This window comes from Brachybacterium tyrofermentans, from assembly GCF_014897585.1.
In the GTDB taxonomy this organism is placed as follows: domain Bacteria; phylum Actinomycetota; class Actinomycetes; order Actinomycetales; family Dermabacteraceae; genus Brachybacterium; species Brachybacterium tyrofermentans.
On record NZ_JABUXW010000004.1, the window covers coordinates 64,855 to 90,725 of the forward strand.

Below are 25,871 nucleotides of genomic sequence, written 5' to 3' on the forward strand. Positions count from 1 at the left end.
AGTCGTCGGCAGTGGGGTCGGTGTTTTCCAGGGGTGGAAGGAGGGGTCGTTGTGGGTGAGGAGTTCGAGCAGGATTCGCTGTCCAATGGTGGGCAGGATGGGCCTGCGAGCAACGTTCCGGGCGACCGCTCCGCTAGTCACTCCGACGGTCCTTCTGGTGCCGCCTCCGATCCGTCTTCCGGTCCCGCCTCTGATTCCAGCGTCGTGCCTGCGGTGCCGGTGTGGCCGGTGCGGGCTCGGCGGGTGCTGACTGCGCAGCGGGTGATCGAGGCGTGTGAGGCGGAGCCCGAGAGCGAGCAGGCGGTGCGGGCACTGGCGATCCACGACAACATGCGTGAGCGCACGATGCTGTATGCCCGGGAGCAGGAGTTGTTGACGGCGTTTCTGACGCGGGATCCGGAGTCTGATGGGTGCATCGATTCAGCGGATATCTCCGCGTTGAAGGTCGCCACCGGTCTGCGGGCGTCCCTGCATCGGGCGGAGTGCCTGATCCGGGACGCTCACCGCTCCGTCACCCTCATGCCCGGCACGTTCGAGGTCCTGCGTTCGGGTGATCTGCCTGAGGATTTCCATCGTCTGCTGCTGCGCAAAGTACGGGCACTGCCCGATGACCAGGTCCGTGTTGTGGATGAGCATGTGGCGGGGTGGGATCTGGCGTCGATCTCGCGGGATCAGTTCGCCCGCCACCTCGGCTCCCTGATCACCCTGGTCACTGCGGGCACGATCCCCGTGACCCCGGAATCAGAACGGCGCGTGGACCTGGAGATCATCGACCCGGCGCGGGGGATTGCGACGTTGTCGGTGACGGGGCCGACGTTGGAGATCAAAGCCCTCGCCCACCGCCTCGATGTCGCGGCTCAAGCGATCCAGAAAGCCCAGCGCCACGCCCTGAACGACCAGGACAGCGACGCCCCGATCCCCTTCGATGTTGATGAGGTGCTGCGTCAACGTGGCCGGGCGATGTCTCTGGCGGCGTTGCGGTATGCGGTGCTGACGCAGTCGATGCTCGACACGAATCCGGTGCCCGAACCCGTCTCCCCCTACAAGCTGCTGGTCACGGTGCCGGCGATGACGCTGCTGGGTGAGAGTGACGCACCCGGGGTGATCGACGGCCTGATCCCGGTCCCGGCGGAGCAGGCCCGTGCGCTGGCTGCGGGGCAGGCGACCTGGCAGCGGATCCTCACCGATCCCACCACCGGTGCCTACCTCCCCGTCACCGCCGACACGTATACGCCGACTGCGCAGATGCGGCTCCAGCTCCGCCTGCGCCACCCCGTGTGTGCGGCCCCCGGCTGTACGCGGGCGACGGTGCTCGCCTCGGAGGATGACCACATCGAGGAGTACGACCACGACGATCCTGCCGCTGGCGGCCCCACGTCCCTGGCGAACCTCCACCGACTGTGCTGGCTGCACCACACGATCAAGACCGCGGGCCTCATCGACCCCGAACGCGACACCGATCCCGACCCCGGTGCGGACATCAGTCCTGATCCTGCCCCGGACAGGCTCCGGAATGTTCCCGAGGATCCGCCTCGGTTCCCGCCTGCCACGTTGCCTCCCCGCCCGGTTCCGCGCCGGCCGGTTGTCGAGCCCACCCAGACTCGGTGGACGATCGATGGTGAGCTCCGCACCGCGACCTATGAGGAACACGACCTGCTGACCCCTGTCCTCGCCGCCGCGCTGGATCGGGCCTGGGACACGCATCTGCGTGCCCACGCCGACGCGGTCCGGATCGCCGAGATCGAAGCCGCACGCCCCGCCCGCGACCGGATCATCGAACAACGCCGCATCGAACGCCAGTGCATGACCGAAAAACGCGGATCACGCGGCCAGTACGACGGACAGGGCGACGGCGCGGGCGACGACGACGGCCTCCAGGAGTTCCTCAAGAACAACCCCCTGCCACCCCTGAAGCCACCGCCGCCCCCACCCCGCCCCTCACCCGACGAACCCGACGACAGCCCCGCCTGACTCGGCCATGAGGCGGATGCCCGAGGTGACGACGCAGCGACGGCGGAGCGTCCCGCCGCACCTCACCGGTGACGCACCCTGGTACCGAATCACCCGGCAGACCCTGGCACAATCGCGGCATGGCAACGCCGCTTCCCCACCCCACCGCACCCCGCTCGTACCCGACCCTGCTCTCCCCCCTGGACCTGGGCCGCTTCGAGGTGCGCAACCGGATCGTCATGGGGTCGATGCACGTGGGCCTCGAGGACCGCACCTCCGATGCCAAGAAGCTCGCGGCATACCTCGGCGAGCGCGCCCGCGGCGGCGCCGGGCTGATCGTCACCGGCGGGTTCTCCCCCGACCGCACCGGCCGGCTCACCCCGCGCGGGGCCCAGGCCACGGAGCGCACCCTGCGCAGCCATCAGCTGGTGACCCGCGAGGTCCACGAGGCCGACGGCCGCATCATCCTCCAGCTCCTCCACGCCGGCCGCTACGCGTTCCACCCGCTCGCCGCGTCGGCAGGCCGGGGCCGCTCCCCGCTCTCCCCGTTCCGGGTCCGTCGCCTCACCCGCCGCGGCGTCGGACGCACGATCGACCACTTCGCCGAGGCCGCCCGCCATGCGATCGCCGCCGGATACGACGGTGTCGAGATCATGGGCTCCGAGGGCTACCTCCTCAACCAGTTCCTCGCCCCCGCCACGAACCGTCGCCGGGACCGCTGGGGCCGCAGCTCCGAGGGCAGGCGTGCGATGCCCTTCGCGATCACCTCCGCAGTGCGCGAGGCGATCGGTCCGGATGCCCTGCTCAGCTACCGCATCTCCCTGTTGGACCTGGTGCCCGGCGGGCAGACCTGGACGGAGACCACGGCCCTCGCCCAGGGCCTCACCGCACGCGGGGTGGACGTGCTGTCCACCGGCATCGGCTGGCACGAGGCCCGGGTCCCGACCATCGTGACCTCCGTGCCTCGCGCCGCCTTCACCCAGCAGACCAGCCTGCTGCGCGAGCTGGTCGACGTACCCGTCGTCGCCTCGAACCGGATCCACGACCCTGCCGTCGCCGAGCAGGTCCTCGCCGATGGCCAGACCGACCTGATCTCCATGGCCCGCCCGCTGCTGGCCGACCCGAACCTGCCCGCCAAGCTCGCCGACGGCCGCGCCTCCCAGGTGGTCGCCTGCATCTCGTGCAACCAGGCCTGCCTGGACAAGGTGTTCGACGGCAAGCGCGCCAGCTGCCTGGTCAACCCCCGCGCCGGCCACGAGACCGAGCTGGTGCTGCGCCCCGTCACCCAGCGTCGGGCGCGCAAGGTGGCCGTCGTCGGCGCCGGCCCGGCCGGACTCGAGGCCGCCCTCGCCGCCGCCGAGCGCGGCCACGTCGTCACGCTGTTCGAGGCCACCGGCGAGATCGGCGGCCAGCTGCGTCTGGCCGCGCGCATCCCCGGCAAGGAGGACTACGCACAGGCGCTCCAGTCCTGGCGGATGCGCCTCGCCGCGGCCGGGGTCGGGATGCGTCTGGACCTCCGCCCCAACGCGGAGGACCTGCTCGGCTTCCACGACGTCATCATCGCCACCGGGGTCACCCCGCGCGAGCTGGACCTCCCGGGCGCCGGTTCCGCAGCGGTTGACGGCGCCGACGGCCCGACGGTGATCAGCTATGCCGACCTGCTCGAGGGCCGCGCCGAGGCGGGCCGACGGGTCGCGATCATCGGCGCCGGCGGCATCGGCGTGGACGTCGCGGAGTTCCTCACCTCCGCCCGACCCTCCCCCACCCTCGATGTCGCCGCCTGGCGTACGCACTGGGGCGTCGTCGATGCCGATGCCCACCGCGGCGGCGTGATCCCCCGCCCGGACGGCGACCCGGACGACGGCCGGCTGTCCCGCGAGGTCCACCTGCTGCAGCGCAAGGAGACCCGGATCGGCGCCGGACTGGGCCGCACCACTGGCTGGGTGCACCGCGCCGAGCTGCGCCACGCGGGGATCATCCAGCACAAGGGCGTGACCTACCAGCGGATCGACGCCGAGGGCCTGCACATCCTCGAGGACGGCGCCGAGCGCGTGCTCGAGGTCGACACGGTCGTGGTCTGCGCCGGGCAGGTCAGCGTGAACGCCCTGGCCGACGAGATCCGCGGCGCTCGTGCGGGCCGCACGCCCCGGGTGCACGTGATCGGCGGCGCCGACGTCGCCGCCGAGCTCGACGCCGAGCGTGCCATCCGGCAGGCTGTGGAGGTCGCGGCGGGCCTATGATCCCGCCGACCGTTGACCTGTGAGAGAGGATCCCACCCATGAGCACCGCAGCTGAGAACGACCACCTCGACCGTGCCATCGACCTGGCCGCCGCCAACGTGGCCGAGGGAGGCGGGCCGTTCGGGGCGGTGCTCCTCACCGCCGACGGGCGCGGCTTCGACGGGGTCAACCGGGTCACCGCGGACCACGACCCCACCGCGCACGCCGAGGTCCTGGCGATCCGGGCGGCCTGCACGGAGCTGGGGACGCACGAGCTGCCCGGGGCGGTGCTCTATGCGAGCTGCGAGCCCTGCCCGATGTGCCTGGCCAGCGCGCTGTGGGCACGGATCGACACGGTGGTGTTCGCCGCCGATCGCGAGGACGCGGCGCAGGCGGGCTTCGACGACGCCGCGTTCTACGGGTACTTCGACACCCCCGGATCCGACGACCTGCTGCGCACCGAGCAGCACCGTCGGGCGGGCGCGGCCGCGCCGTTCACCGCCTGGCGCGACCACGAGGACCGCGCGGAGTACTGAACAGCTGACCTACTGACCCTCGAGCACCTCGCGGGCGATCGGCCCTGCCGTGGTCGAGCCGTAGCTGCCGTCCTCGACGAAGGCGACGACGACCAGATCGCCCTGGGCGACGATCACCCACGAGTGGAGCTTGAGCTCGCCGTCCTCGTTCGTCCACTCCGCGGTGCCGGTCTTGCCGATCACCGGCTCGCCCGGGAGGTCCGCGAACTCGTCGAGGCTGCCGTAGGTGACGACGCCGCGCAGCAGCTCCTGCATCTGCGCGGTCTCGTCGGCCGTCAGCGGGTTCGGCACCTCGGGCGCCGCCGTCTCGTCGTCGGCGAGGATCCGGGGATGGACGGTGCTGCCCTGCTGCACGCTCGCGAGGACCACAGCCATCGACAGCGGCGAGGTCAGCACGCGGCCCTGGCCCATCATCGCCGCGGCGTGCTCGGTGCCCGTGTCCTCGGGGTCGACGGACCCCATGAACGCCTCGAGGCCCTTCGGGGCCTCCTGGCCGATGCCGAGCGTGGTCGCGGCATCGGCGAGAGCGGGCTGGTCCACTGTGTCGTACTGCAGCAGCAGCGCCGTGTTGCAGGAGTGCGCGATGACGTCCCGCAGCGGCATCGGCCCGAACAGGCCCGGATTCATCGAATCGGCGTTCTTGAAGCTGCGCCCCTCGACGGTCGCGGTCTCCGGGCACTGCAGCTCGGTATCCGGGGTGACGCCCTCGCGCAGCAGGGACAGAGCGGTCACCGCCTTGAAGGTCGAACCGGGTGCGTACTGGCCGACCAGCCCGATGGGATAGCTCTGGCCCGTCGGCCCGAGCGCCGAGGCGAGCACATCGCCGGTCGACGGCTTCAGCGCGATCACGGCGGCCGGGGCATCCTGGTCGGCGATCGCCTCCGTGGCGCGTCGCTGCAGCCCGTCGTCGAGCGTGGTGCGCACCTCGGTGCCGTCGCTCGCCTCGACCTTGTGCAGGGACCGCTCGGCGTCCGCGTCGGGGTCGACGGCGACCACGTTGACGCCGGCGCTGCCCACGAGGGCGTCATGCTCGGCGGCGACGACACCGCCGGTGGCGACGAGGTCCCCGGCGACGATCTCGCCGTCGGAGCCGTCGACGTCCTCCTTCGTGGCCTCCCGCAGCGACCCCAGCACGCCCGGGGCATAGTCGCGCTCGACGGCCAGCGGCTGGCTCTTCTCGAGCGCCCGGTAGCCCGGGACCTCCTCGGCCGTGGCCAGCGGGTAGTCCCCGAGGTCCTCGACGCGGATCGTGAGCGCGGGGACGAACGCCTCGGGTCCGTTGCCCGCGACGGAGCTCGCGTAGTTGTCCTCGTCGATCCCGAGGTGCCCGGCGAGCGCCCGTGCGGCGTCGTCCAGCTCGGACTCCTCGAGCTGCGCCTTGTCCAGACCGATCACCTGCACGTCGTGGGGACCGTAGAGGATGTTCCCGTCGCGGTCGGTGACCGTTCCCATCGTCGGGTCGAGGCGCTTCAGGTCCAGGTGGTCACGGGCGCTGAGGTCAGGAGCGAACACCGTGGGGGCGAGCTGCGCGGCCCAGCCGTCCTCGCCGCGCCGCAGCACCGCTTCCGTGGTGTACTCCCAGGTCCCGGCGTCCTGCGGGAGGGTCCAGGTCCACTGCAGGGTCGCGGTGCGGGACCCGTCCTCAGCGTCTCCGGCGTCGACCAGCTCGACCTGCGGGGGCGTCTCGACCGCCTCGAGCAGCGGGCCGAGGACCCGCTCGTGCTCGGTCGCGGCGGCCGAGGCCGAGAGGTCCTCGAGCGCCACCTCGGCGAAGTCCCCCTCCGGGAGCGCATCCGCCAGGGCCTGGGCCTCCTCGGCGCCGTCCCCGAAGCGATCACGCCACAGGAGCACACCGACCACGAGGGCCACGATCACGACGGCGGCGAGGGCGATGAGCAGGGGTCCGCGGCGTCGCGGGCGGGAGGAAGCATGGTCCATGGGACCATCGTCCCACCTAGACTCGGGCCATGTCCCGCGTGCTGCACACCGCCCAGGCCCTCGTCGACATCGTCGTCGAGGTCGAGGACCTCCCCCCGCGCGGCGGCAACGCCAATGCGCTGAGCGAGCAGTGGTACGCCGGAGGAGCGGTGACCACGCTGGTCGCGGCCTCCCGCACCGGCGCCGAGGCGGTGCACGGCGGCGCGCACGGCGCCGGCCCCCACGGGGACCTGATCCGCGAGGCACTCGCGACCGACGGCGTGGGCCTCTCCGACGAGGTGCGTCCCGACTCCGACACCGGGTACTGCGTGGTCATGCTCGAGCCGTCGGCCGAACGCACCTTCCTGACCGTCTACGGCGCGGAGCGCGAGATCACCGCGGCGTCCCTCGCGACCCTCGACCCACAGCCCGGCGACCTGCTGTGCCTGTCCGGGTACAGCCTGTTCGAGCCGACGCGCGACCCGCTGCTGGCGTTCCTCGAGACGGTGCCCGAGGGCGTCGAGGTGGTGCTGGACCCGGGCGCGCCGTTTGCGACCTTCCCCCGCGAGGTGCAGGAGAGGGTGCTCGCGCGCACCACCGTGTGGACCTCGAACGCGGACGAGGCCCGCGCGCTGACCGGGCTCGAGTCGCTCCAGGACACCCCGGAGGCGCTGCGCCGACGGATCGGCAGCCATGCCGTGGTGATCGTGCGCGACGGCGACCGGGGCTGCCTCGTGTTCCATCACGGCCGTGGCACCGAGATCCCCGCCTTCCCGCAGGAGGCCGTGGACACCAACGGGGCGGGCGACACCCACACCGGCGTGCTCCTGGCCGAGCGCGCGCTCGGGGCCGACTGGGAGTCCGCGGCCACCCGGGCCAACGCCGCCGCCGGGATCGCCGTGACCCGGAGGGGGCCGCAGAGCGCGCCCACCCGCGCGGAGGTCGACGCCTTCCTGGCATGACGCCCACCCGATGCCCAGCGCCCGGCCCTACGATGGCCTGGCACGACGAGAAGACAGCGGCGAGAGGATCGCGCAGTGACCACGAGCTTCCATGACTTCCGGGCCACCACGGTCGATGGCGAGCTCCAGGAGATGAGCAGATACCGCGGGCGGCTGGTGCTGGTCACCAACATCGCGACGCAGTGCACCTTCACCCCGCAGCTCCGCGGCCTGCAGGCCCTCCAGGACCAGTACGGCGAGCACGGCTTCACGGTGCTCGGCTTCCCGTCGGACCAGTTCCACCAGGATCCCGGGACGGACCAGGACACCCACGACGTCTGCACCTCGACCTACGACGTCACCTTCCCGCTGTTCTCCAAGATCGACGTCAACGGTCCCCTCGCGCACCCGCTGTGGCAGTGGATGTGCGCCCAGAAGGGCGGGGTGATGGGCGGTCGCATCGCCTGGAACTTCACGAAGTTCCTGATCGACGGCGACGGCCAGGTGCTGCGCCGCTACGCCCCGCCGGTGCCCCCGGTGCGGATCGCCCGACGGATAGAGACCGACCTCGGTCTGCGGTAACCGCACAGGCCCACCCTGTAGCGTGGGACACAACTACGTCCCACTGGAAAGGGGTCCCTCATGGAAGGCGCAGTCATCTTCCTCGTCGTCGCGGTCGTCGTGATCGTGGTCGTGATCATCCTGGCAGCTCTGCTGTTCGGTGGTCTGCGCACGTCGGTCCTGTTCACCGTGCACTCGCGCGAAGCCGTGATCGTGGAGCGCTTCGGCAAGTTCAGGCGCGTCGCGCACGCCGGCCTGAACTTCAAGGCACCGTTCGTCGACAACACCACCCGGCCGATCTCGCTGCGCGTGCAGCAGCTCGAGGTCAACATCGAGTCCAAGACCAAGGACAACGTGTTCGTCAACGTGCCCGTCGCGGTGCAGTACGTGATCAAGGAGGAGCAGGTCGTCGACGCGTACTACAAGCTCTCCAACGCCGAGGCGCAGATCCGCTCCTATGTGTTCGACACCGTGCGCTCCGCCCTGTCGGCCCTCGAGCTGGACGCGGCCTTCGAATCGAAGGACGATATCGCCCGCAGCGTGGAGAGCACCCTCTCGGCCCGCATGCAGGAGTTCGGCTTCAACATCATCAACACCCTGGTCCAGGACATCTCCCCCGACCAGCGCGTGCGCGACTCGATGAACTCCATCAACGCCGCCCAGCGCGACCGCGTCGCCGCCCAGTCGCTCGCCGAGGCGGACAAGATCAAGCGCGTCACCCAGGCCGAGGCCGAGGCCGAGTCCAAGCGCCTCCAGGGTGAGGGCGTCGCCGCCCAGCGCAAGGCGATCGCCCTGGGCATCGCCGAGCAGTACGAGATGCTCCGCAAGGTCGGCATAGAGAACTCCGCCGAGCAGCTGCTGCTGATGACGCAGTACTTCGACACCATGCAGGACGTGGCGCGCAACGCCCGGTCCAACGTGCTCTACCTGCCCTCGAACCCGGGTGCAGTGGGCTCCATGGGTGACGAGATCCGCACCGCCATGCTGCAGTCGCAGGCGGCCGCGGAGGCGAGCAAGGACGCCGATGTGGCCGACGCCGATTCGCGCAAGCGCGTCTCCGCCGAGCAGCTGAAGCAGCAGGAGCAGGAACGCGCCGAGCGTGCCCGCTCCGCGGCCGAGCAGAAGGCCCGCCAGGCGCAGCAGCAGGCCCAGAACGGTGGGCAGCACCGCGGCGGTCCCGGCACGCCGCCGTGGGCGCATCCCGGATCCGCGAACCAGGGCTGATCCGTCGTCGAGGGCCCGGGGTGCTGCACGCACTCCGGGCCCTCAGCGTTCCCCAGAGAGAAGGACTCCGATGAACCGCCCGAACATCATCCTGGTGTGCGTCGACGAGATGCGGGCCGACGCCATGGGCGCGGCCGGCAACGAGCACATCGACACCCCGAACCTCGATGACCTCGCGCGCGGCGGCTACCGCTTCACGCGGGCCTATTCGGCGACGCCCACGTGCGTGCCCGCCCGGGTCGCGATGTTCACCGGGAAGTCCCCCGACCTGCACGGCCGCTACGGCTACCGCGAGGGTATCTCCTTCCCGGACGCGTACCCGGTCACGCTGCAGTCGACGCTGCGCGATGCCGGGTACCAGGCGTTCGGGGTCGGCAAGATGCACGTCTTCCCCGACCGTGCCCGCTGCGGCTTCGACGACGTGCAGCTGCACGACGGGTTCCTGCACACCTCGCGGAGGCTGAGCGGCGGGCCGTCGGCGGCGATCGACGACTATGTCGACTTCCTGCGCCGCGAGACCGGGGACCCGCGGGCCGACTACCAGGAGACAGGGATCGGCTGCAATGCGATGACCGCCCGGCCCTGGGAGCGTGAGGAGCGGCTGCATCCCACCCGCTGGGTGGCCGATGAGTCGTTCCGGATGCTCGAGCGGCGCGACCCCACACGCCCCTTCTTCCTGTACATGTCGTTCCATCGGCCGCATGCCCCCTTCGATCCGCCGCAGTGGCTGTGGGACAAGTACCGCGGCCGCGAGTTCCCGCCGAGGCCGCTGGGCGACTGGGTGGAGCGGTTCGACGAGCACCGCCGCGACTTCGCCTCCGAGGCCGAGTTCGGGGCGCAGAAGGAGACCACCCATCAGCAGGTGCGCGCGGGCTACTACGGCTCGATCGAGTTCATCGACCTGCAGCTGAACCGGCTGCGGGAGACGCTCTCGGACCACGCTCTGCTCGAGGACACGATCATCGTGTTCGTCTCCGACCACGGCGACATGATGGGCGACCACGACATGTACCGGAAGTCCGTGGGCTACGAGGGCTCCGCGCGGGTGCCGCTCGTGGTGCACGTGCCGCCGCGTCACCGCGAAGGGTGGGGCGCGCCGGGCGAGGTCGAATCGATCGCCGAGCTGCGCGATCTGATGCCCACGCTGCTGGGGCTCGCGGGCGTCGAGGTGCCGGGCGGGGTCGACGGGATGAGCCTGCGCCCCGGGGGCCCGGTGCGCGAGCATCTGCACGGGGAGCATCTGATCGGCTCGCTGGGCAGGCACTCGATGCAGTGGATCCGCTCGCAGCGGCACAAGTACGTGTGGTTCTCCGGGGATGGCCATGAGCAGCTGTTCGACCTGGTCGAGGACCCGCAGGAACTGCGGGATCTCGCCGCGGATCCAGGAGCGGCCGACGAGCTGGCCCGGCACCGGGAGATCCTGGTGCGGGAGCTGAGCGGGCGGGAGGAGGGCTTCGTCGCGGACGGCGAGCTGGTCGCGGGCCGGCCGGTGCAGTCCGAGGCGACGTGGGTGCGGGAGTTCGCGCGGCTCTGAGTCCGTCGAAAGTCGTGTGTTCTCCGTCGGATGGTCCCTCAACCGGAGGTGCGTTCCGCGCCCCGGGACCGATGCGGCCCACACGCAGATCCGCTGGACTGGGGTCATGAGTGATCCCTCCTCCTCCCCTGTGGTTCCGTCCTCCGCCGCCCCTCCCTCCGACGACTACTCCGCCGAGAAGCGCATCGGCCGCCTCGTCGCGGTGACGCTGGGCTGGTGGGCGCACGGCGGCGTGCGCCTGTTGCTCGCGATCGCGCTGCTGTACTACGGCTTCGCGAAGATCGTGCTCGGGCAGTTCGGGGTGGCGGACATGGGCGATGCGCTGGTGACCCAGGGCGAGATGAGCCCGATGGGGATGCTCTGGCGCATGGTCGCCTTCTCCCCGCTGTTCCAGGTGCTCGGCGGGGTCGCGGAGGCTGGCGCCGCACTCGCCCTGCTGTGGCGAAGGTCGGTGCCGCTGGGTGCGCTGATCGCCGCGGCTGACATGTCCCTCGTGCTCGTGCTGAACCTCGGCTACGACGTGCCGGTCAAGCAGATCGCCCTGGCGCTGCTGATCATGTCGGTCCTCGTGCTGATCCCCTGGATGCCGCGACTGGCCAGGACGTTCATCGGCCGGGGCGAGATCCCGCGCGGACCGCTGCCCACCCTGGTCCCGTGGCGACCGCTGGCCCGGGTCCTGGACGTGCTGGGGCCGATCGCCGCCCTCGTGCTGGTGGGTCTGGTGGGCTGGGGCGTCAGCTCGATGTACCCCGAGCGCACCACCGACGAGTCCGCTCCCGCCGGGGTGTGGGAGGTGCAGGAGGACGCCGCCGAGCCCGCCGCGCAGCTGAGCGAGGACACACGATGGAGCGCGCTCTCCTTCGGCGAGGTCGCCTACGACGGCGCCGCCGCCGTGCAGATCCGCCAGGCGGACGGGGAGCTGCTGACCGGCCGCTACGAGCGCCTCGGGGAGGGCACGGTCGAGCTGTCGCTGCGGCCGCTGCGTGCGCCGGGGCAGACGCTCGCGGAGCACACGGAGATCGAGCCGACGACGATCACCCTGCAGATCGACGAGCAGGTCGACGGCACGCTGCGCGTGAGCGGCGAGGGCCAGGAGCTGGTACTCGCCCCGGACGACTCAGGCTCGGTCTACTACGACCGCGGCTTCAGCTGGGGAGTGCGTGCGGACGATCCGTTCAACCGCTGATCGCGCCGGCCGTAGCATCGCCCCATGCGACCACACCGCCGCTACGGCATCCTCTGCCTGCTCGCCGCGGCGTGCTGGGCGCTCACGGTGGTGATGGTGGTCGTCGGCCTCCTGGTCGGCGTCTACTCCGCATTCCTGGGGGCCTCCGCCGTGCTGACCCCCTCCCCGTCGGACGAACGGGACGGGCAGTTGGCATTCGGCGTGCTCATCGCGGTGACCGTGGGAGCCGCGGCGCTGGCGGTGCTCACGCTGGTGCTCGACGCCGTGGTGGGCGTGATGTCGATGCGCCGGATCGGCGGAAGGGCGCATCCTGCGGCGGTGCCGGTGATCTCCCTGGTCGCGGTCGCCGTGTCCACCGTCGTGCCGGTGCTGATCACGACACTCGCCCTCACCGCCGGGGCGCTCGAACTGCAGCAGACCGCCGTCGGGGCCTGGTGGCTGCTCGCCGGGACGCTCGTGCTGCTCGCTCCGTGGGCCCGCACTGCCCAACTGATCGGCGGGATCATCGAGACCGCGTCGCCGCGATCGCAGCCCCCCGATGTCGGCCCCCTCCCCTAGTCTGGGGCGGGACGCGACGACGGAGGAGCCCAGATGCAGATCGAGTTCGGCTGGTCGCTGGACGGCACCGCCTGGGCGGATGGTGCCGGTGCGACCGGGACCGTGCGGATGGGGCCCCGCGGCCTCGTGCAGCTGCTGCAGACCCGGCTCGCGCTGACCCGCCCGTCGGTCGATCCCGCGGTGCGGACCGCGCAGTACGCGCGCGCGATCGCCGCCGCGGACCACGAGTGGGCACGGGCCTCGTTCGACGTCGATCCCTGGTCGACCGCGAGCACGATGCTGTCCTGGCGCGATGCGGCCGTGACGGCCGGGGCCACGCTGCGTCGGGCGCCCGGACTGCCGGCCCGGATCGATGCCCTGTGCGCGATCGAGCAGGAGGCCGACATCGCCCCCGGCGCGGCCGACGACCTGCGGGAGATCATCGACCTGCTCGCGGAGCTCGCCGTCTCGCCCTGGCCGCTGGGCATCGAGCAGGTCCTCTGCCACGAGGAACCGGCGACCCTCCCCGGGCTGTGGCCGCAGCTGCTGGAACTGCTGGCCGGGGCCGGGGTGGAGGTGCGCCCGGCAGGCGAGATGCCGGCCGGACGACCCGAGCTGGTGCTGCTCGAGGCCGACGACGAATGGACGGCCGCGGAGACCGCCGCGCGGTTCCTCGCCGGGCGCGACGGAGACCCGGTCCATGTCCTCGCCACGGAGGACACGATCCTGCTGGACCAGGAGCTTCACCGCCGCGGCGTGGCCGCGATCGGGGTGGCGGGAGCCTCCGCGGACCGCACCAGCCTGCAGATCCTCCCGCTGTACCTCTCGATCGCGATCGCCCCGGTGGACGTGCAGCAGCTCGGGGCGTTCCTGGACCTGCGCGTGCTCGATGCCCCGGAGTCCGACCGCGAGCCGATCGGCCTGGTGCCCTCACGGGTGCGTCGCCGTTTCCTCGATGCGCTGGCCGCCGAGCCCGGCACCGGCGGTCCAGCCTGGGAGGCTGTGCTCTCCGAGCTCGCCGCCGATCCCGAGGAGGTCGCCGCCCTCGAGATCGCCCGAGCGGTCTCGGCGCTGGTCACGCACCCGCTCGACCCGGAGCAGCTGACGCCCCCGCGGCTGCGGGTCGCCACCGCCTGGCTCGGGGAACGGCTGCACGCCCTCGGGCAGGGCGATCCGGGGCTGGTGCGGGCGAGCGCCCATCTGCAGACGGTCCTGGCGGTGCTCGACACCCTCGGCGATGATCATCTGCTGGGCGCGCGAGAGCTCTCCCAGATCGTCGAGGCCTCCGCCGGGCGCGCCGCCTCTCCGGTCGCCCGGCCCGAGGCGACCGATGCCTGGACCGCCTGCACCCGCCCGGCGCAGCTGCGCCCGCGCGGTGGGGACGTGCTGTGGTGGGGCGCGGACAGACAGGACCCGCAGACCGGCGTGACCTGGGACGCCGTCGAGATCGCGGCGCTCGAGGGCCTCGGGGGGCGTCTCGTGGAACCTGCCGCTCTGGCCGCTCTCGAGACCGATGCGGGACTGCGCGGGCTGCTCGGCACCGGACGGCTGATCGTGGTCCGCACCCGCGGCCGCGCCGAGAAGGCCACCGCTCCCCACTCCCTGCTCGCCCACCTCGCGGCAGAGCGGGCCGCGCCCGGGGAGGACGTCGCGAAGGTGCTCGAGCAGTTCCGGGTGGATCCGCGCACAGCGGTCGGAGACGGGGTCTGGGAGCTCGCGGGGTCGCGTCGGCTGCTGAGCGTTCCTGCGCTCGTCGGCCCGGCGGAGCCTGCGCAGGATCTCACCAAGCGCACCGGCCCGGCACCGCATCTGGTGCCGACCGCGCTGAGCTACTCCCAGGCGGAGAACCTGCTGGGCTGCCGGCAGAAGTGGACGTATCGCACGGGGCTCGGGATCCGTCCCGCCTCGGTCGCGAGCGTGCCCAGCGGCAACCAGATGATCGGCACCCTCGTGCACACCGTGGTCGAGGAGCTGGTGAACACCCGTCGGGAGCAGGGCGGTGCGCCCTCCGCCGAGGAGATCTCGCAGGTGCTCGAACGACTCGTTCCGCAGCTCGCCTCGGAGCTCCTGCTGCCCGGGCGGGAGGTCGAGCTGACCACGATGCGGGAGACGGCCGTGCGCTCGCTGGTGGAGTTCTTCGGCCGCCTCGCGGAGGCCGGGCTCGTGATCACCTCCGTGGAGTCCCGCTTCGAGGAGCCGCTGACGCTGCATCTGGAGCGCGGGGACCTCGAGGTGCCGTTCCTGGGCTACCGCGACGTGCTCGCCGACGACGCCGCCGGGAAGCCTACCGTGATCGACCTGAAGTGGACCTCAGCGGCCAAGAAGTACCCTGAGCTGTTCGACGCCGGGGAAGCGCTGCAGCTCGCCTCCTATGCATGGTCGCTGCATGACGACTCGGCCGACGTCGGGTATTTCCTGCTCAAGCAGGGCGAGTTCGTCTCCGCGAACCCGGCGCTGGACCCGCACGGCCGGCCCACGCTGGACATCGCCGGGGCGTGGTCGAGAACGGTCGGAGGGATCACCGAGGCGCTCGACGCGATCGGCGAGGGCACCGTCACGGCGCAGTCCGGGCAGATCCTGCGCGACGCCGGGCAGGGGCTCGGCACCCCGCGCACCGAGGCGAAGAAGACCTACGCGGCGGCGCAGGAGGAGGCGCGGGCCGGCGGCGGGATCGTGGTCGACGCCCGCTGCGACTACTGCGACTTCTCCCTGCTGTGCGGCCTGAGAGGCGATGCATCATGAGCTTCACCCTGATCAACGCCTCGGCCGGGTCCGGCAAGACGTACACCCTGACCCGGCTGCTCGCCGAGCGCCTCGAGGCCGGGCTGGACCCCTCGCAGGTCATCGCCACGACGTTCACCGTCAAAGCGGCCGACGAGCTCTCCCAGCGGGTGCGCTCCACGCTCCTGGACCGCCAGCAGGTCGAGGCGGCGCGCGGCATCGACAGCGCTCTGATCAGCACCGTGAACTCCGTCGCCGGGCGCCTGGTGACCGAGTACGCGCTGGACGCGGGCATCTCCCCGCAGGTGCAGGTGCTCGACGACACGACCCAGAAGGCCGCGTTCGCCGCGGCGATCGACCGCACCGCCGCCGCGGCCGGGGTGCGCTGGGCGGCGATGCTGGCCCGCACCGAGCACGACGGCGACGAGAAGGACACCGGCTTCGGCTTCGGGACCCGCAAGCAGGCCTGGCGGGGCCGGGTGAAGGACGTCGCGGACGCCGCTCGCACCAACCTGCTCGGCGCCGAGGAGCTGCGCGCCGCCGCGACCGTGTCCTGGGAGGAGCTCCGGGAGGCGGCCCGGCTGCCCGAGCCCGGGGAGGACCTGCGGGGCCGCTGGCTGCATGAGCTGGGGCAGCGGATCGGAGATTTCGCCGGGGATCTGGCCGCGTCGGTCGATGAGTCCGGGGAGGGCATCAAGGGCGGGCCGATCTCCCCGCGCAGCGTGAACAGGGCCCGGGGCGACCTCGAGGCGCTGCGCCGGCTCGAGCGGACCCTGCGCGATCGGGAGCGGGCACCGTGGTCGAGCTGGCTGAAGCTGGCCGGCGGAAGGTACGGTGCCCCGGCGAATCGGGCCCTGGAGCCGCTCGCGATCGAGGTGGGCGAGGGCTTCGCGCAGAATCCTGCCTGGCAGCAGGACCTCCGCGATCTCATCGCGCTCGTGCTCGACGTCGCCGCGGACTCGCTGGACGCCTACGAGACCTACAAGCGCGAGCTGGGCCTGATCGACTTCATCGACCAGGAGGTGCAGGCGCTGCGCCTGCTGCAGGATTCGCCGCGGGTGCGCGAGTCCATCGCCTCGCGCTACCGCCTCCTCGCGGTCGACGAGTTCCAGGACACCTCCCCCGTGCAGCTGGCCCTGTTCCTCGAGCTCTCCCAGCTCATCGAGGAGAAGATCTGGGTGGGCGACCCCAAGCAGGCGATCTACGGCTTCCGTGACGCCGACCCGCGCCTGATGCAGGACATCATCCGCGCGCTCGAGGGCGGCGGCACGGTGTTCGGGACCGGCGAGGTGCAGAACCTCTCCCACTCCTGGCGCTCGCGGAAACTGCTCGTGGATTTCACCAACGCCCTGTTCACCCCGGTGTTCGCGCCCGACGGCGAGGGCCTGGAGCGGGTGCGGCTCCAGATCCCCGAGCAGCGGGAGGCGGAGGCCGGCGGCGGCACGCTCGAGGTGTGGGAGGCGACGAAGAACGACCGCCGCGTGGTCTCCGCGCAGAAGCATGCGGCGATGATCGCCGAACAGATCCGGCGCCGGATCGACGAGGGTGCGTTCACCACGGGATCGACCGCGGTACTGGTGCGCAGCAACACCCAGCGGGCCTCCGTGGTCGCCGCCCTCCAGGAGCGCGGGGTGCCCACCGCCGGCGCCGCCCATCCGCTGCTCGCGACGAGGGAGGCGCAGATGGTGCGCGCGGCGCTCGCGGTGACCCTGGACGGCTCCGACACGCTGGCGCTGACCGAGCTGGTGACGCTGCTGAGCGATCACGGCGCGCACGAGGACTGGTTCACGCAGCTGATGGCGGCGTCGGACCGGGAGGCGCGCAGGGCCGTGTTCGCGAGGTGGTGGGAGGATCCCGTGCTGGCCGGGCTGCGCGAGGTGCGGCGGGCCTGCATCGGCTTCACGCCGGTGGAGATGATCAGCGCGCTGATCGACGCGCTGGACCTGCCGCAGCGGATCAAGCGCTGGACCGGGCAGGGCTCCCGCCGTCGCACCCTGGATGCGCTGCGGGCGATGGCGCAGGAGACCACGCAGCGGCGTCGGGCGGAGGGCTCCCCCATCACGCTGACCGGCCTGCGCGCCGAGCTCGACGCCTGGACGGAGGGACCGGACCTCTCCGCCCTGCCCGAGGCGGTCTGGGTGGGCACTATCCATGGCGCCAAGGGCCTGGAATGGGATCACGTCGTCGCCTACCTCGGCGCACCCCCGAAGGAGCGCGACCACTCCAGCGGCGTGCTCGTGGTCTCCCCCGGGGCGCTCGACGTCACCGCCCCGCTCGCCGGCCGCAGCCTGCGGTTCTGGCCGAAGGTCGCCGCCCCGGCGGAGGTCGCGGAGAACCTCGCGGCCTCGGGGTTCGCGAACCGCCGGCGCGATGCCGAGGCGGAGGAGTCCGGGCGGCTGCACTACGTGGCCCTCACCCGCGCCGCCCGCACCTCGGTGCTCGCCGTGCCCGGCACCTCGACGGTGCTGGACACCCTCATCGAGACCCCGCCGCTGGTGAGCTGGTCCGACGACGCCCTCACCGTGCACGGCACCGAGGGCACGCTGCCGGCGAGGGTGAGCACGGTGAACGTCGACGACCTGCTGGACGAGATCCCGGCGCAGCTGCCGCGCCGGGCCGATCCGCTCGCGGCGACCGACGTGCCGCTGCGCCCGGCACCGGACGCCGCTGCCCGGGTGTCGGCCCGGTTCCAGGCGTCCGGCGTCGGCTCGGGAGAGACGCTCGGGGAGGTCGCCGAGCCGCGGAGCATCGGACCGGTGCTCGTGCGCGGGGGCGGCCCGCAGTGGGAGCGCGTGGGAGAGGCGGTGCACGCCTATCTCGGCCTGCCGCTCGAGCATCTCTCGCCGGAGCAGCGGCTCGCGGCCGCGGAGCGCCTGCTGCAGCGCTGGGTGGTGACCCGGACGGTCGACGCCCAGGTGCTGCTGGACGCCGGGGAGGCCTGGGCGCGCTTCGTGGACTCGGAGTTCCCCGGGGCCGCGCAGCTCACCGAGCAGCCGATCACCTGGTGGAACGAGGACTCGCAGGTCATGGAGGGATGGATCGACACCCTGCTGCGCCTGCCCTCGGGCGAGATCGTGCTCGTGGACCACAAGGCGTATCCGGGTGATGACCCCGTGGGGCACGTGCGTCGGCACTACCTGGGCCAGATGAGCACCTATGCGCAGGCGCTGGCCGCCGCCGGCCGCGCGCCGGACCGGATCCTGATGCACCTGCCGCTGCGGGGAGAGATCGTCGAGGTGAGGGTTCATGGGCAGGAGCACTGAGGCGATCGCTCCCGAGGAGGCCGTGTCCAGGGCTCTGCTGCTGGTCGACGAGGCGCGGCGGTCGGGCACCCGGCGGTTGCTCGGGATCGCCGGGGCGCCCGGCGCCGGGAAGTCCACGCTCACGCAGCTGCTGGAGGAGCGGCTGCCGGAGAGCTCCTGCGTGGTGGTGCCGATGGATGGGTTCCACCTGGCGGATGTGGCGCTGGAGCGGCTGGGCCGAGCGGACCGCAAGGGGGCGCCGGACACCTTCGACGCCGGCGGCTATGTGGCGCTGCTGCAGCGGATCCGCTCCGCGATGCCGCAGGATCCGTCCGTGTGGGCGCCGATGTTCGAGCGCGAGCTCGAGCAGCCCCTGGCCGGCGCCATCGAGGTGGACGCGCAGGTGCCGCTCGTGATCACCGAGGGCAACTACCTGCTCTCCGACGACGGCGCCTTCGCGCAGGTGCCTGCGCTGCTGGATGCCCGCTGGTTCATCGAGGTGCCCGACGCGCTGCGGCACGAGCGGCTGATCGCCCGTCACGTGCAGTACGGGAAGTCCCCGCAGGCTGCGCGCGAGTGGACGCTGGGACCCGACGAGACGAACGCCCGCCGGGTCGCAGCGACCCGCGACCGCGCCGATGCCGTCGTGGACCTCACGGCCCGCTGACCACCGACCGCAGCACCGACCCGTCAGCTGCGGGCGAGGAGGGCCTTCACGAAGGTGGTGGAGCGCTCACGCAGCCCCTCGATCCGCATCTCGCGGTGGTAGGCCAGCAGCGCCGGGTCCTCGGTGCGCAGCTCGTAGGGCTGCGGGGGCCGGCGCACGTGGCGCGAGCAGCTGAAGTCCGCGCACACGGACGTGCCGATCGAGTTGCCGCGCCGGCCGGGAGCACCGGCGAGCGGGGCGACGAACGAGGCGGCATGCAGGCCGTCGACCACGTCCTCGCACCAGGCGCACATCATCTTGCGGCCCGGCGGGTTCTCGGCGCCGCGCAGAAGCAGCACCACGAGCTCGTCGTCCAGCTCGAGGGCGACGTAGTGCTGGCGGGGCCGCTTGGCGTCCTGCCAGCCGAGATAGTCCAGCCCGGAGAAGTCGATCGACTCGAGGTCGGGCAGGGCCGCGCGCTTCGCCTCGCCCTTGCTGGCGTTGACGAAGGCGTTGCGGATCTGGGATTCGGTCAGGGTGTTCATGGGGGTGTCCTCACGATGGGCATGCCGACCCACGGCCGATGGCACGGCCGAGCTGTGGAGGGCATGCGGGGATGGAGCGATGGCGGATGCGGCCGTGCCGCGTCACGCCGAGAAGGCCCGGTGGGCCGCCTCGCTTCCTGCATGCTGGGTGCGCATGCTCATCTCCTCGCTGCATCGTGGTGCCGCGCCCCTGACGGGCGCCGACCGCGGACACGCTACGCCTGCGACCCCGCGGGGACAAGCACTTTGTGCGCCGCGACGCTCACCGCAGCGGCGGCGCCGTCCCGATCGAGCCGGTGCGGGCGGACACCTGCTCCAGCTCGACGGTCTCCGGGCCTGCGCCCGCCTCCTTCGCCGCGACCCAGATCGCGAGGGTTCTGAGGCGGTGATGGTCGGCCTGCGGGCCGACGATGAGCTCGAGCCTGCACCATGTGTCGGTGAGCGGCCGCTCAACGACACATGGTGCAGGCTCGAGCCGTTCCGCAGGCGCGCGGGCGGGGCGGGGCGCCGTGCGGGGGGGGCGGGCCCGGGGCGGGAGTGGGGCAGCGGGGCAGCGGGCCCCGCCCGGCGGCCCCGCTCGGATCAGGCGATGATCTGGTTCAGCTGCTCGAGGTCCTCGGCGCCGAGCTCGAGGGCGATGGCGCCGGCGGAATCGGTGATCGACTCGGGGCGGCTCGCCCCCGGGATCGGGACGACGTGCTCGCCGAGCGAGAGCTCCCAGGCCAGGACGACCTGCTGCGGGCTCACCCCGTGGGCTTCGGCGATGGCCTGGATCTGCGGGAACCGCTCCCCCACGGCGCTCGCGCCGCCGCCGGTGCCGCCCAGCGGCGACCACGGCACGAAGGCGATGCCGTGCTCGCCGCAATGCTCGAGCTCGCGCTTGGAGGTGTGGAAGAAGGTGGGTGAGAACTGGTTCTGCACCGCGGCGAGGCCTCCCTCTCCGAGGACCTCGAGGGCCACGTCGATCTCCTCGACGTTCGCGTTGGAGATCCCGATCTCCCGGATCAGGCCCTCCTCCTTCAGCGCGGCGAGCGCCTCGATGCCCTCGGCGTAGCGGATGCTGCGGTCCGGGCGGTGCCAGTAGTAGAGGTCCACCGACTCGATCCCGAGGTTCGCCAGGGACTTCTCGAGGGCGGAGCGCAGGTACTCGGCGGTGCCGTTGCGGCCGCCCACCTCGCCCTCGGAGCGGGTGATGCCGCCCTTGGTGGCGAGGACCACCGAGGAGCGGTCCCCGTCCCAGGTGCGCAGCCCCTCGGCCACGGCCTTCTCGTTGTGGCCCATGGTGTCCCAGGTGGGGGCGTAGATGTCGGCGGTGTCGAGGAAGGTGACACCGGCATCGAGCGACGCGTGGATCGTGGCGTTCGCACGATCCTCCGGCGCGGGTTCGCCGCGTCCCATCGACAGGGGCATGGCGCCGAGGCCCAGGGCGGAGACGGTCAGGGAGCCGATACGGCGAGTGGGTGCAGTCATACGGAAAGCCTATGCCGTCGGCGTGGCCCAGGTCACGAGCTGTCCGCCGTCAGCCGAAGCCGGCATCGGTGAGCAGCTCCTCCGACCACTGGGCGAACACGCCGTCGAGGCCGGTGCGGTGCGTGGCGTCCGCGACCGTGCGGGCGATCGCCCCGGGGGCATCGAGGTGGAGCATCACCGGCCCCGCCGGCCCGTCCTCGGCGGTCGCCGCAGGGCGACGGCCGAGCTGGATCACGCTGTCCAGGACGCGATGGGGGCCGAGCACGCCCGCCGCGGGGCTGTCGCCGGAGAGCTCGAGGTCCTCGAGATGCAGCGGGGACGCTTCGGCATCACGGACGTGCAGGCGGTTCCTGATCTGGCCGCCGCGCTCGCCCGTACGGCCCAGCACGAGGGTCTCGCGCAGGCAGAGCGCGGCCCCGTCGTCGAGCGTCGCCGTCATGTCGCGGTCCACGGCCGCACCGGCGGCGATCACGAAGGGATGCGCCCGCCACACCAGGGTCGCCCCGCGGTCCAGCCGGATCCGCACGTCGAAACGGCTGCGCCTGCCGTCGGTCGGGTAGGCGACCATGCCGCCCACGTCCTCCAGATCGAGGGTGCAGCGGGCCCCGACGTGGACGTCGACGCCGAGATGGTCACCTCCGACCAGCGTCGCCCCGCCGGCGACCAGCGCGACCTGCGCGCCGGTCGCATGGCGCTCGATCGTGCGCGCCTGGAGCAGCCCCGGGGTGATCGCCACCCGGACGGGACCGCGCTCGGCGCGCAGGATGCTGATCCGTGTCATCCGGCGTGGACGTGCTCGTGCTCGTGCTCATGGGGGTGGTCGTGGGGGTGGTCGTGCTCGTGGGGGTGGTCCTCGTCCTCGGCGTGGAAGTGCGGCGCCATCGGCCCCGGGTCCTGCGGAGCGTGGGTGCCCGCGGTGTGGGCGGCCAGGATCTCGAGCACCCAGCCGCGCAGGGCGGCGACGGTGTCCTCCTGATGGCGGGAGACGCCCAGCACGGGGCCGCCCTCGCGGGCCTCGGCGGCGTCGGCGAGCATCAGCTCGACGTCCACGCCCACGTGGGGGGCCAGGTCGACCTTGTTGACCACCAGCAGGTCGGCGCGGCCGATGCCTGGGCCGCCCTTGCGGGCCACGTCGCCGCCGCCGGCGACATCGAGCACGAAGATCTGCGCGTCCACGAGCGCCGGGGAGAAGGTCGCGGTGAGGTTGTCCCCACCGGACTCGACGAGCACGAGGTCCAGCGGGTCGAAGTCGGCCTCGAGCTCCTCGACCGCGGCGAGGTTGGCGGTGACGTCGTCGCGGATCGCGGTGTGCGGGCAGGCGCCGGTCTCGACCGCCCGGATGCGCTCGGGCTCGAGCACTCCCGCCGAGCGCAGGAAGCGGGCGTCCTCGTCGGTGTAGATGTCGTTGGTGATCACGCCGATGCGGATCTCGCCGGCCAGGGCGCGGCAGATCGTCGCGATCAGGGAGCTCTTGCCGGTGCCGACGGGGCCGGCGACCCCGAGTCGCAGCGAACGCTGCGGGGCCACGGATATTGGGGCGGTGTTCTCAGGCACGGAAGAGCCTCCTCGGCAGGGTCGACTGGGCCTCGGCCCAGCCTTCGGTCAGCGGTGCCCCGGTGCACGGGATGTGCACCGGGTCCTCGAGCGCGGCGAGCTCCGCCACGCGGGGTTCCAGGAGCGCGCAGGCCTCGAGCACGAGGGCTGCGGCGGAGCGCGGATCGCCGGGCTCGAGCTTGAGCAGGGCGGCGGCGACGGTCTGCGCATCGTCGTAGGCGACCAGGCGCACGAGGTCCTCGGCCGCGAGGCCCGCCGCCGCTGCGACCAGGCCGAGCACGAGCGGACGCGGCCAGGGCCTCTCGCGCGAGATCGGGGCCGGGACGGCGCCGGGCCACAGCACGTCGGCGAGCCGTCGCAGGCCGTCCCCGAGGGCGCACGCCACCTCACGCTGGGCGCGGCTGGGGGTGCGCGCGGCCCATTCACGCAGCAGGGGCTCGAGAGCCTCCGGAGCAGGGGCCCGCTCGGCGTCGAGCGCGATCCGCCGCGCCACGACCGCGGCCCCCGCCTCGACCTCGGTGACGGTGCGCTGGCGGGAGGCGAGGTAGGCCGCGACGGCCGACGGCGCGAGACCGTCGCGGAGCGCCGCCTCCAGGGCGTTCGAGCTGACGTGGGCGCCGGCGGGCAGCCGGGAGTCCGCGAGCAGCATCGCAACTGTCGTGGACGCGGGAGATACAGGGGGCGCGGGGAATACAGGGGTCGTGGGCACGGCGCTCAGAACATCTGGTAGAGCTGGGCGAGCGGCACGGTGCGGGCGGGCCGGGGTTCGACCAGCTCCCCGTCGATCCGGATCTCGAAGGTGTCGGGGCGGATGTCGATCTGCGGCAGGGCGTCGTTGTTGCGCAGGTCGGCCTTGGTGACTTCCCGGGTCGGGGCGACGGGCAGGAGCTCCCGGCGCAGTCCGAGGCGGTCGCGCAGTCCGTCGTCGATCGCCGACGGCGCGACGAAGGAGACGGAGAGGTCCGCGCCGATCGCGTCCCCGAACGTGGGCCTCATGAGCACGGGCTGCGGCGTGGGGATCGAGGCGTTCGGATCGCCCAGGGCCGCCCAGGCGATCGCGCCGCCCTTGAGCACGAGCGCCGGTCGCACCCCGAAGAAGCGCGGGTCCCACAGCACCAGATCGGCCAGCTTCCCGGGCTCCACGGAACCGATGTGCGCGTCGACGCCGTGGGCGATCGCGGGGTTGATCGTGTACTTCGCGACGTAGCGCCGGGCCCGCTCGTTGTCGGCCGGGAGGGAACCGCCCAGGGAGCCGACGCGGTCCTTCATGACATGGGCGACCTGCCAGGTGCGCGTGATGACCTCGCCGATGCGACCCATCGCCTGGGCGTCGGAGGAGGTGATCGACAGGGCTCCCAGATCGTGCAGGAGGTCCTCGGCGGCGATCGTCGAGGCGCGGATGCGGGACTCCGCGAAGGCGAGGTCCTCGGGGACCGAGGCCTTGAGATGGTGGCAGACCATGAGCATGTCGAGATGCTCGGCGACGGTGTTCACGGTGTGCGGCAGGGTCGGGTTCGTCGACCCCGGCAGCACATGGGGCAGCGAGGCGATCTCGAGGATGTCCGGTGCATGGCCGCCGCCGGCGCCCTCGATGTGGAAGGCGTGGATCGTGCGCCCGCCGATCGCGGCGATCGTGGACTCGACGAAGCCGGATTCGTTGAGGGAATCCGAGTGCAGGGCCACCTGCAGGCCGTGCTCGCCGGCCGCCCGCAGCGAGGCGTCGATCGCGGCGGGCGTCGCGCCCCAGTCCTCGTGGACCTTGTACCCGGCGGCGCCGGCGAGCGCCTGCTCGGCGAGGCCCTCCGCGGAGACCGTGTTGCCCTTGCCCAGCAGGAGCACGTTCACGGGCAGATCGTCCAGAGCCTGGAGCATGGTCCCGAGGTGCCAGGCGCCGGGGGTGACCGTGGTGGCGCGGCTGCCCTCGGAGGGGCCGGTGCCGCCTCCGCCGATGGTGGTGGTGCCGGTGGCGAGCGCCTCGTGGATCTGCGACGGGGAGAGCAGATGGACGTGGGTGTCGAAGGCCCCGGCGGTGAGGATCCTCCCCTCACCGGCGATGATGTCGGTCGACGGGCCGATCCTCAGGGCGGGATGGATCCCGTCGGAGACATCGGGGTTGCCGGCCTTCCCGAGCGCGACGATGCGACCGTCGCGCAGGCCGACGTCGGCCCGCACGACTCCCCACCAGTCCAGGACGATCGCGTTGGTGATGACCGTGTCCGGGGCGCCCTCGGCGCGGGTCGTCGTCCCCTGGCCCATCGACTCGCGGATCGACTTGCCGCCTCCGAAGACGGCCTCCTCCCCGCCGAAGGTGCGATCCTCCTCGACCTCGATCCACAGGTCGGTGTCGCCGAGCCGGATCTGATCACCGGTGGTGGGGCCGTAGAGCGCGGCGTATCGCGCGGAGCTGATGACGGCCATGGATCAGACCGCCTTCCCGTGAGGATCGTGGGGAGCACGGATCTGGATCCCGGGCACGTGTGCGGCGCCGCCGAGGCGCACCAGCGGCAGCTCCCGCGAGGCGCCCGGCTCGAAGCGCAGGGAGGTGCCGGCGGGGATGTCGAGACGGAAGCCCTGAGCGGCCTCGCGATCCAGGACGAGCGACGCGTTCACGTCGGGAAGATGGATGTGCGACCCGATCTGGATGGGGCGGTCCCCGGTGTTCTCGAGGACCAGCACCAGACGGTCCTCCTCCCGGTCCCGCACGTTGAGCACCCGGTCGCCGGGGCGCACCCGGATCGCGCCGGGTCCCGCCGGCGCGCTCTCTGCCTCCGTCATGGGGCCCTCTCAGTCGATCGGATGGTGGATCGTGACGAGCTTGCGGCCGTCGGGGAACGTCGCTTCGACCTGCACGTCGGTGAGCATCGCGGAGACGCCCTCCATGACCTGGTCCCGGCTGAGCACCTCGCGGCCGCTCACCATGAGCTCCTCGACGCGGCGACCGTCGCGGGCGCGCTCGATCACCCAGGTGGACAGCAGCGCCACGGCCTCGGGATGGTTCAGCTGCACGCCGCGCTCGAGACGGTCGCGGGCCACCATCCCCGCGACGGACAGCATCAGCTTCTCGGTGTCACCGGGAGTGAAGCGCATG

At 72.2% G+C, this 25,871-nt stretch carries 21 protein-coding genes; 12 read left to right on the plus strand and 9 right to left on the minus strand.

All coding sequences use genetic code 11. The annotated features are described in order from the left end of the window. The first annotated feature begins 204 nt into the window (after positions 1-204). From INT49_RS03895 to INT49_RS03905, 3 genes are all read left to right on the plus strand, one after another. Positions 205-1,971: an HNH endonuclease gene (locus INT49_RS03895; RefSeq protein WP_193116414.1), complete on the plus strand. Its 1,767-nt coding sequence runs from the start codon at positions 205-207 to the stop codon at positions 1,969-1,971. Positions 1,972-2,090: 119 nt separating this feature from the next. Beyond that, complete coding sequence (locus tag INT49_RS03900; protein WP_193116415.1) at positions 2,091-4,190, plus strand: NADPH-dependent 2,4-dienoyl-CoA reductase; 2,100 nt, start codon at positions 2,091-2,093, stop codon at positions 4,188-4,190. A gap of 38 nt (positions 4,191-4,228) precedes the next feature. Next, positions 4,229-4,705 (plus strand): nucleoside deaminase, encoded by a 477-nt coding sequence (locus INT49_RS03905; RefSeq protein ID WP_193116416.1) that lies wholly within the window; start codon positions 4,229-4,231, stop codon positions 4,703-4,705. 9 nt (positions 4,706-4,714) lie between these two features. Here INT49_RS03905 and INT49_RS03910 read toward each other — a convergent pair whose 3' ends face one another. Beyond that, on the minus strand, positions 4,715-6,643 hold the full coding sequence (locus INT49_RS03910; RefSeq protein ID WP_193116417.1) for a penicillin-binding transpeptidase domain-containing protein: 1,929 nt from the start codon (positions 6,641-6,643) through the stop codon (positions 4,715-4,717). Between the two features lie 29 nt (positions 6,644-6,672). On the opposite strand from INT49_RS03910, the gene INT49_RS03915 reads away from it, so the two are divergent. From INT49_RS03915 to INT49_RS03955, 9 genes are all read left to right on the plus strand, one after another. Continuing rightward, complete coding sequence (locus INT49_RS03915) at positions 6,673-7,584, plus strand: PfkB family carbohydrate kinase (protein WP_193116418.1); 912 nt, start codon at positions 6,673-6,675, stop codon at positions 7,582-7,584. A 75-nt stretch (positions 7,585-7,659) separates the two neighbouring features. Further along, a complete protein-coding gene (locus tag INT49_RS03920; protein WP_193116419.1) occupies positions 7,660-8,145 on the plus strand; it encodes a glutathione peroxidase in 486 nt (161 codons plus the stop codon). Between the two features lie 60 nt (positions 8,146-8,205). Then, a complete protein-coding gene (locus INT49_RS03925) occupies positions 8,206-9,348 on the plus strand; it encodes an SPFH domain-containing protein (RefSeq protein WP_193116420.1) in 1,143 nt (380 codons plus the stop codon). 70 nt (positions 9,349-9,418) lie between these two features. After that, complete coding sequence (locus INT49_RS03930) at positions 9,419-10,882, plus strand: arylsulfatase (RefSeq protein WP_193116421.1); 1,464 nt, start codon at positions 9,419-9,421, stop codon at positions 10,880-10,882. 106 nt (positions 10,883-10,988) lie between these two features. Further along, positions 10,989-12,068 carry a hypothetical protein gene (locus INT49_RS03935; protein ID WP_193116422.1) on the plus strand — a complete coding sequence of 360 codons (1,080 nt, stop codon included), beginning with the start codon at positions 10,989-10,991 and terminating at the stop codon, positions 12,066-12,068. Positions 12,069-12,092: 24 nt separating this feature from the next. Continuing rightward, entirely contained in the window at positions 12,093-12,626 is a 534-nt protein-coding gene (locus INT49_RS03940; protein ID WP_193116423.1) for a hypothetical protein, read from the plus strand. A gap of 33 nt (positions 12,627-12,659) precedes the next feature. Next, entirely contained in the window at positions 12,660-15,347 is a 2,688-nt protein-coding gene (locus INT49_RS03945; protein WP_193116424.1) for a PD-(D/E)XK nuclease family protein, read from the plus strand. Then, the gene (locus tag INT49_RS03950) at positions 15,344-18,589 is read left to right on the plus strand and encodes a UvrD-helicase domain-containing protein (RefSeq protein WP_193116425.1); all 3,246 of its coding nucleotides are present in this window, start codon (positions 15,344-15,346) and stop codon (positions 18,587-18,589) included. Before INT49_RS03945 ends, INT49_RS03950 begins: the two co-directional genes overlap by 4 nt. Next, a complete protein-coding gene (locus INT49_RS03955) occupies positions 18,573-19,235 on the plus strand; it encodes a nucleoside/nucleotide kinase family protein (protein ID WP_193116426.1) in 663 nt (220 codons plus the stop codon). Before INT49_RS03950 ends, INT49_RS03955 begins: the two co-directional genes overlap by 17 nt. Before the next feature lie 23 nt (positions 19,236-19,258). Here INT49_RS03955 and INT49_RS03960 read toward each other — a convergent pair whose 3' ends face one another. The 8 genes from INT49_RS03960 to INT49_RS03995 all read right to left on the minus strand — a co-directional run bounded on the left by INT49_RS03960 (position 19,259) and on the right by INT49_RS03995 (position 25,870). Continuing rightward, positions 19,259-19,759 (minus strand): FBP domain-containing protein, encoded by a 501-nt coding sequence (locus INT49_RS03960; protein ID WP_193116427.1) that lies wholly within the window; start codon positions 19,757-19,759, stop codon positions 19,259-19,261. A 582-nt stretch (positions 19,760-20,341) separates the two neighbouring features. Beyond that, positions 20,342-21,229 carry an aldo/keto reductase gene (locus INT49_RS03965; protein WP_193116428.1) on the minus strand — a complete coding sequence of 296 codons (888 nt, stop codon included), beginning with the start codon at positions 21,227-21,229 and terminating at the stop codon, positions 20,342-20,344. A 49-nt stretch (positions 21,230-21,278) separates the two neighbouring features. Continuing rightward, the gene (locus tag INT49_RS03970; RefSeq protein ID WP_193116429.1) at positions 21,279-22,010 is read right to left on the minus strand and encodes an urease accessory protein UreD; all 732 of its coding nucleotides are present in this window, start codon (positions 22,008-22,010) and stop codon (positions 21,279-21,281) included. Then, a complete protein-coding gene (ureG, locus tag INT49_RS03975; protein WP_319021504.1) occupies positions 22,007-22,783 on the minus strand; it encodes an urease accessory protein UreG in 777 nt (258 codons plus the stop codon). Before ureG ends, INT49_RS03970 begins: the two co-directional genes overlap by 4 nt. Then, complete coding sequence (locus INT49_RS03980) at positions 22,776-23,432, minus strand: urease accessory protein UreF (RefSeq protein WP_193116430.1); 657 nt, start codon at positions 23,430-23,432, stop codon at positions 22,776-22,778. Before INT49_RS03980 ends, ureG begins: the two co-directional genes overlap by 8 nt. A gap of 65 nt (positions 23,433-23,497) precedes the next feature. Further along, positions 23,498-25,201, minus strand: a complete 1,704-nt coding sequence (locus INT49_RS03985; protein WP_193116431.1) for an urease subunit alpha — start codon at positions 25,199-25,201, stop codon at positions 23,498-23,500. A 3-nt stretch (positions 25,202-25,204) separates the two neighbouring features. Beyond that, positions 25,205-25,558, minus strand: coding sequence for an urease subunit beta (locus INT49_RS03990; RefSeq protein WP_193116432.1), 354 nt, complete (start codon positions 25,556-25,558; stop codon positions 25,205-25,207). Positions 25,559-25,567: 9 nt separating this feature from the next. Beyond that, positions 25,568-25,870 (minus strand): urease subunit gamma, encoded by a 303-nt coding sequence (locus INT49_RS03995; RefSeq protein ID WP_193116433.1) that lies wholly within the window; start codon positions 25,868-25,870, stop codon positions 25,568-25,570. Position 25,871: the final 1 nt, after the last annotated feature.

Bases quoted from the DNA above. Each gene is read 5' to 3' on its own strand.
- INT49_RS03900 (WP_193116415.1), top strand. From the start codon at position 2,091: ATGGCAACGCCGCTTCCCCACCCCACCGCACCCCGCTCGTACCCGACC.
- INT49_RS03905 (WP_193116416.1), top strand. From the start codon at position 4,229: ATGAGCACCGCAGCTGAGAACGACCACCTCGACCGTGCCATCGACCTG.
- INT49_RS03910 (WP_193116417.1), bottom strand. From the start codon at position 6,643: ATGGACCATGCTTCCTCCCGCCCGCGACGCCGCGGACCCCTGCTCATC.
- INT49_RS03915 (WP_193116418.1), top strand. From the start codon at position 6,673: ATGTCCCGCGTGCTGCACACCGCCCAGGCCCTCGTCGACATCGTCGTC.
- INT49_RS03925 (WP_193116420.1), top strand. From the start codon at position 8,206: ATGGAAGGCGCAGTCATCTTCCTCGTCGTCGCGGTCGTCGTGATCGTG.
- INT49_RS03930 (WP_193116421.1), top strand. From the start codon at position 9,419: ATGAACCGCCCGAACATCATCCTGGTGTGCGTCGACGAGATGCGGGCC.
- INT49_RS03935 (WP_193116422.1), top strand. From the start codon at position 10,989: ATGAGTGATCCCTCCTCCTCCCCTGTGGTTCCGTCCTCCGCCGCCCCT.
- INT49_RS03940 (WP_193116423.1), top strand. From the start codon at position 12,093: ATGCGACCACACCGCCGCTACGGCATCCTCTGCCTGCTCGCCGCGGCG.
- INT49_RS03945 (WP_193116424.1), top strand. From the start codon at position 12,660: ATGCAGATCGAGTTCGGCTGGTCGCTGGACGGCACCGCCTGGGCGGAT.
- INT49_RS03950 (WP_193116425.1), top strand. From the start codon at position 15,344: ATGAGCTTCACCCTGATCAACGCCTCGGCCGGGTCCGGCAAGACGTAC.
- INT49_RS03955 (WP_193116426.1), top strand. From the start codon at position 18,573: ATGGGCAGGAGCACTGAGGCGATCGCTCCCGAGGAGGCCGTGTCCAGG.
- INT49_RS03960 (WP_193116427.1), bottom strand. From the start codon at position 19,759: ATGAACACCCTGACCGAATCCCAGATCCGCAACGCCTTCGTCAACGCC.
- INT49_RS03965 (WP_193116428.1), bottom strand. From the start codon at position 21,229: ATGACTGCACCCACTCGCCGTATCGGCTCCCTGACCGTCTCCGCCCTG.
- INT49_RS03970 (WP_193116429.1), bottom strand. From the start codon at position 22,010: ATGACACGGATCAGCATCCTGCGCGCCGAGCGCGGTCCCGTCCGGGTG.
- INT49_RS03980 (WP_193116430.1), bottom strand. From the start codon at position 23,432: ATGCTGCTCGCGGACTCCCGGCTGCCCGCCGGCGCCCACGTCAGCTCG.
- INT49_RS03985 (WP_193116431.1), bottom strand. From the start codon at position 25,201: ATGGCCGTCATCAGCTCCGCGCGATACGCCGCGCTCTACGGCCCCACC.
- INT49_RS03990 (WP_193116432.1), bottom strand. From the start codon at position 25,558: ATGACGGAGGCAGAGAGCGCGCCGGCGGGACCCGGCGCGATCCGGGTG.
- INT49_RS03995 (WP_193116433.1), bottom strand. From the start codon at position 25,870: ATGCGCTTCACTCCCGGTGACACCGAGAAGCTGATGCTGTCCGTCGCG.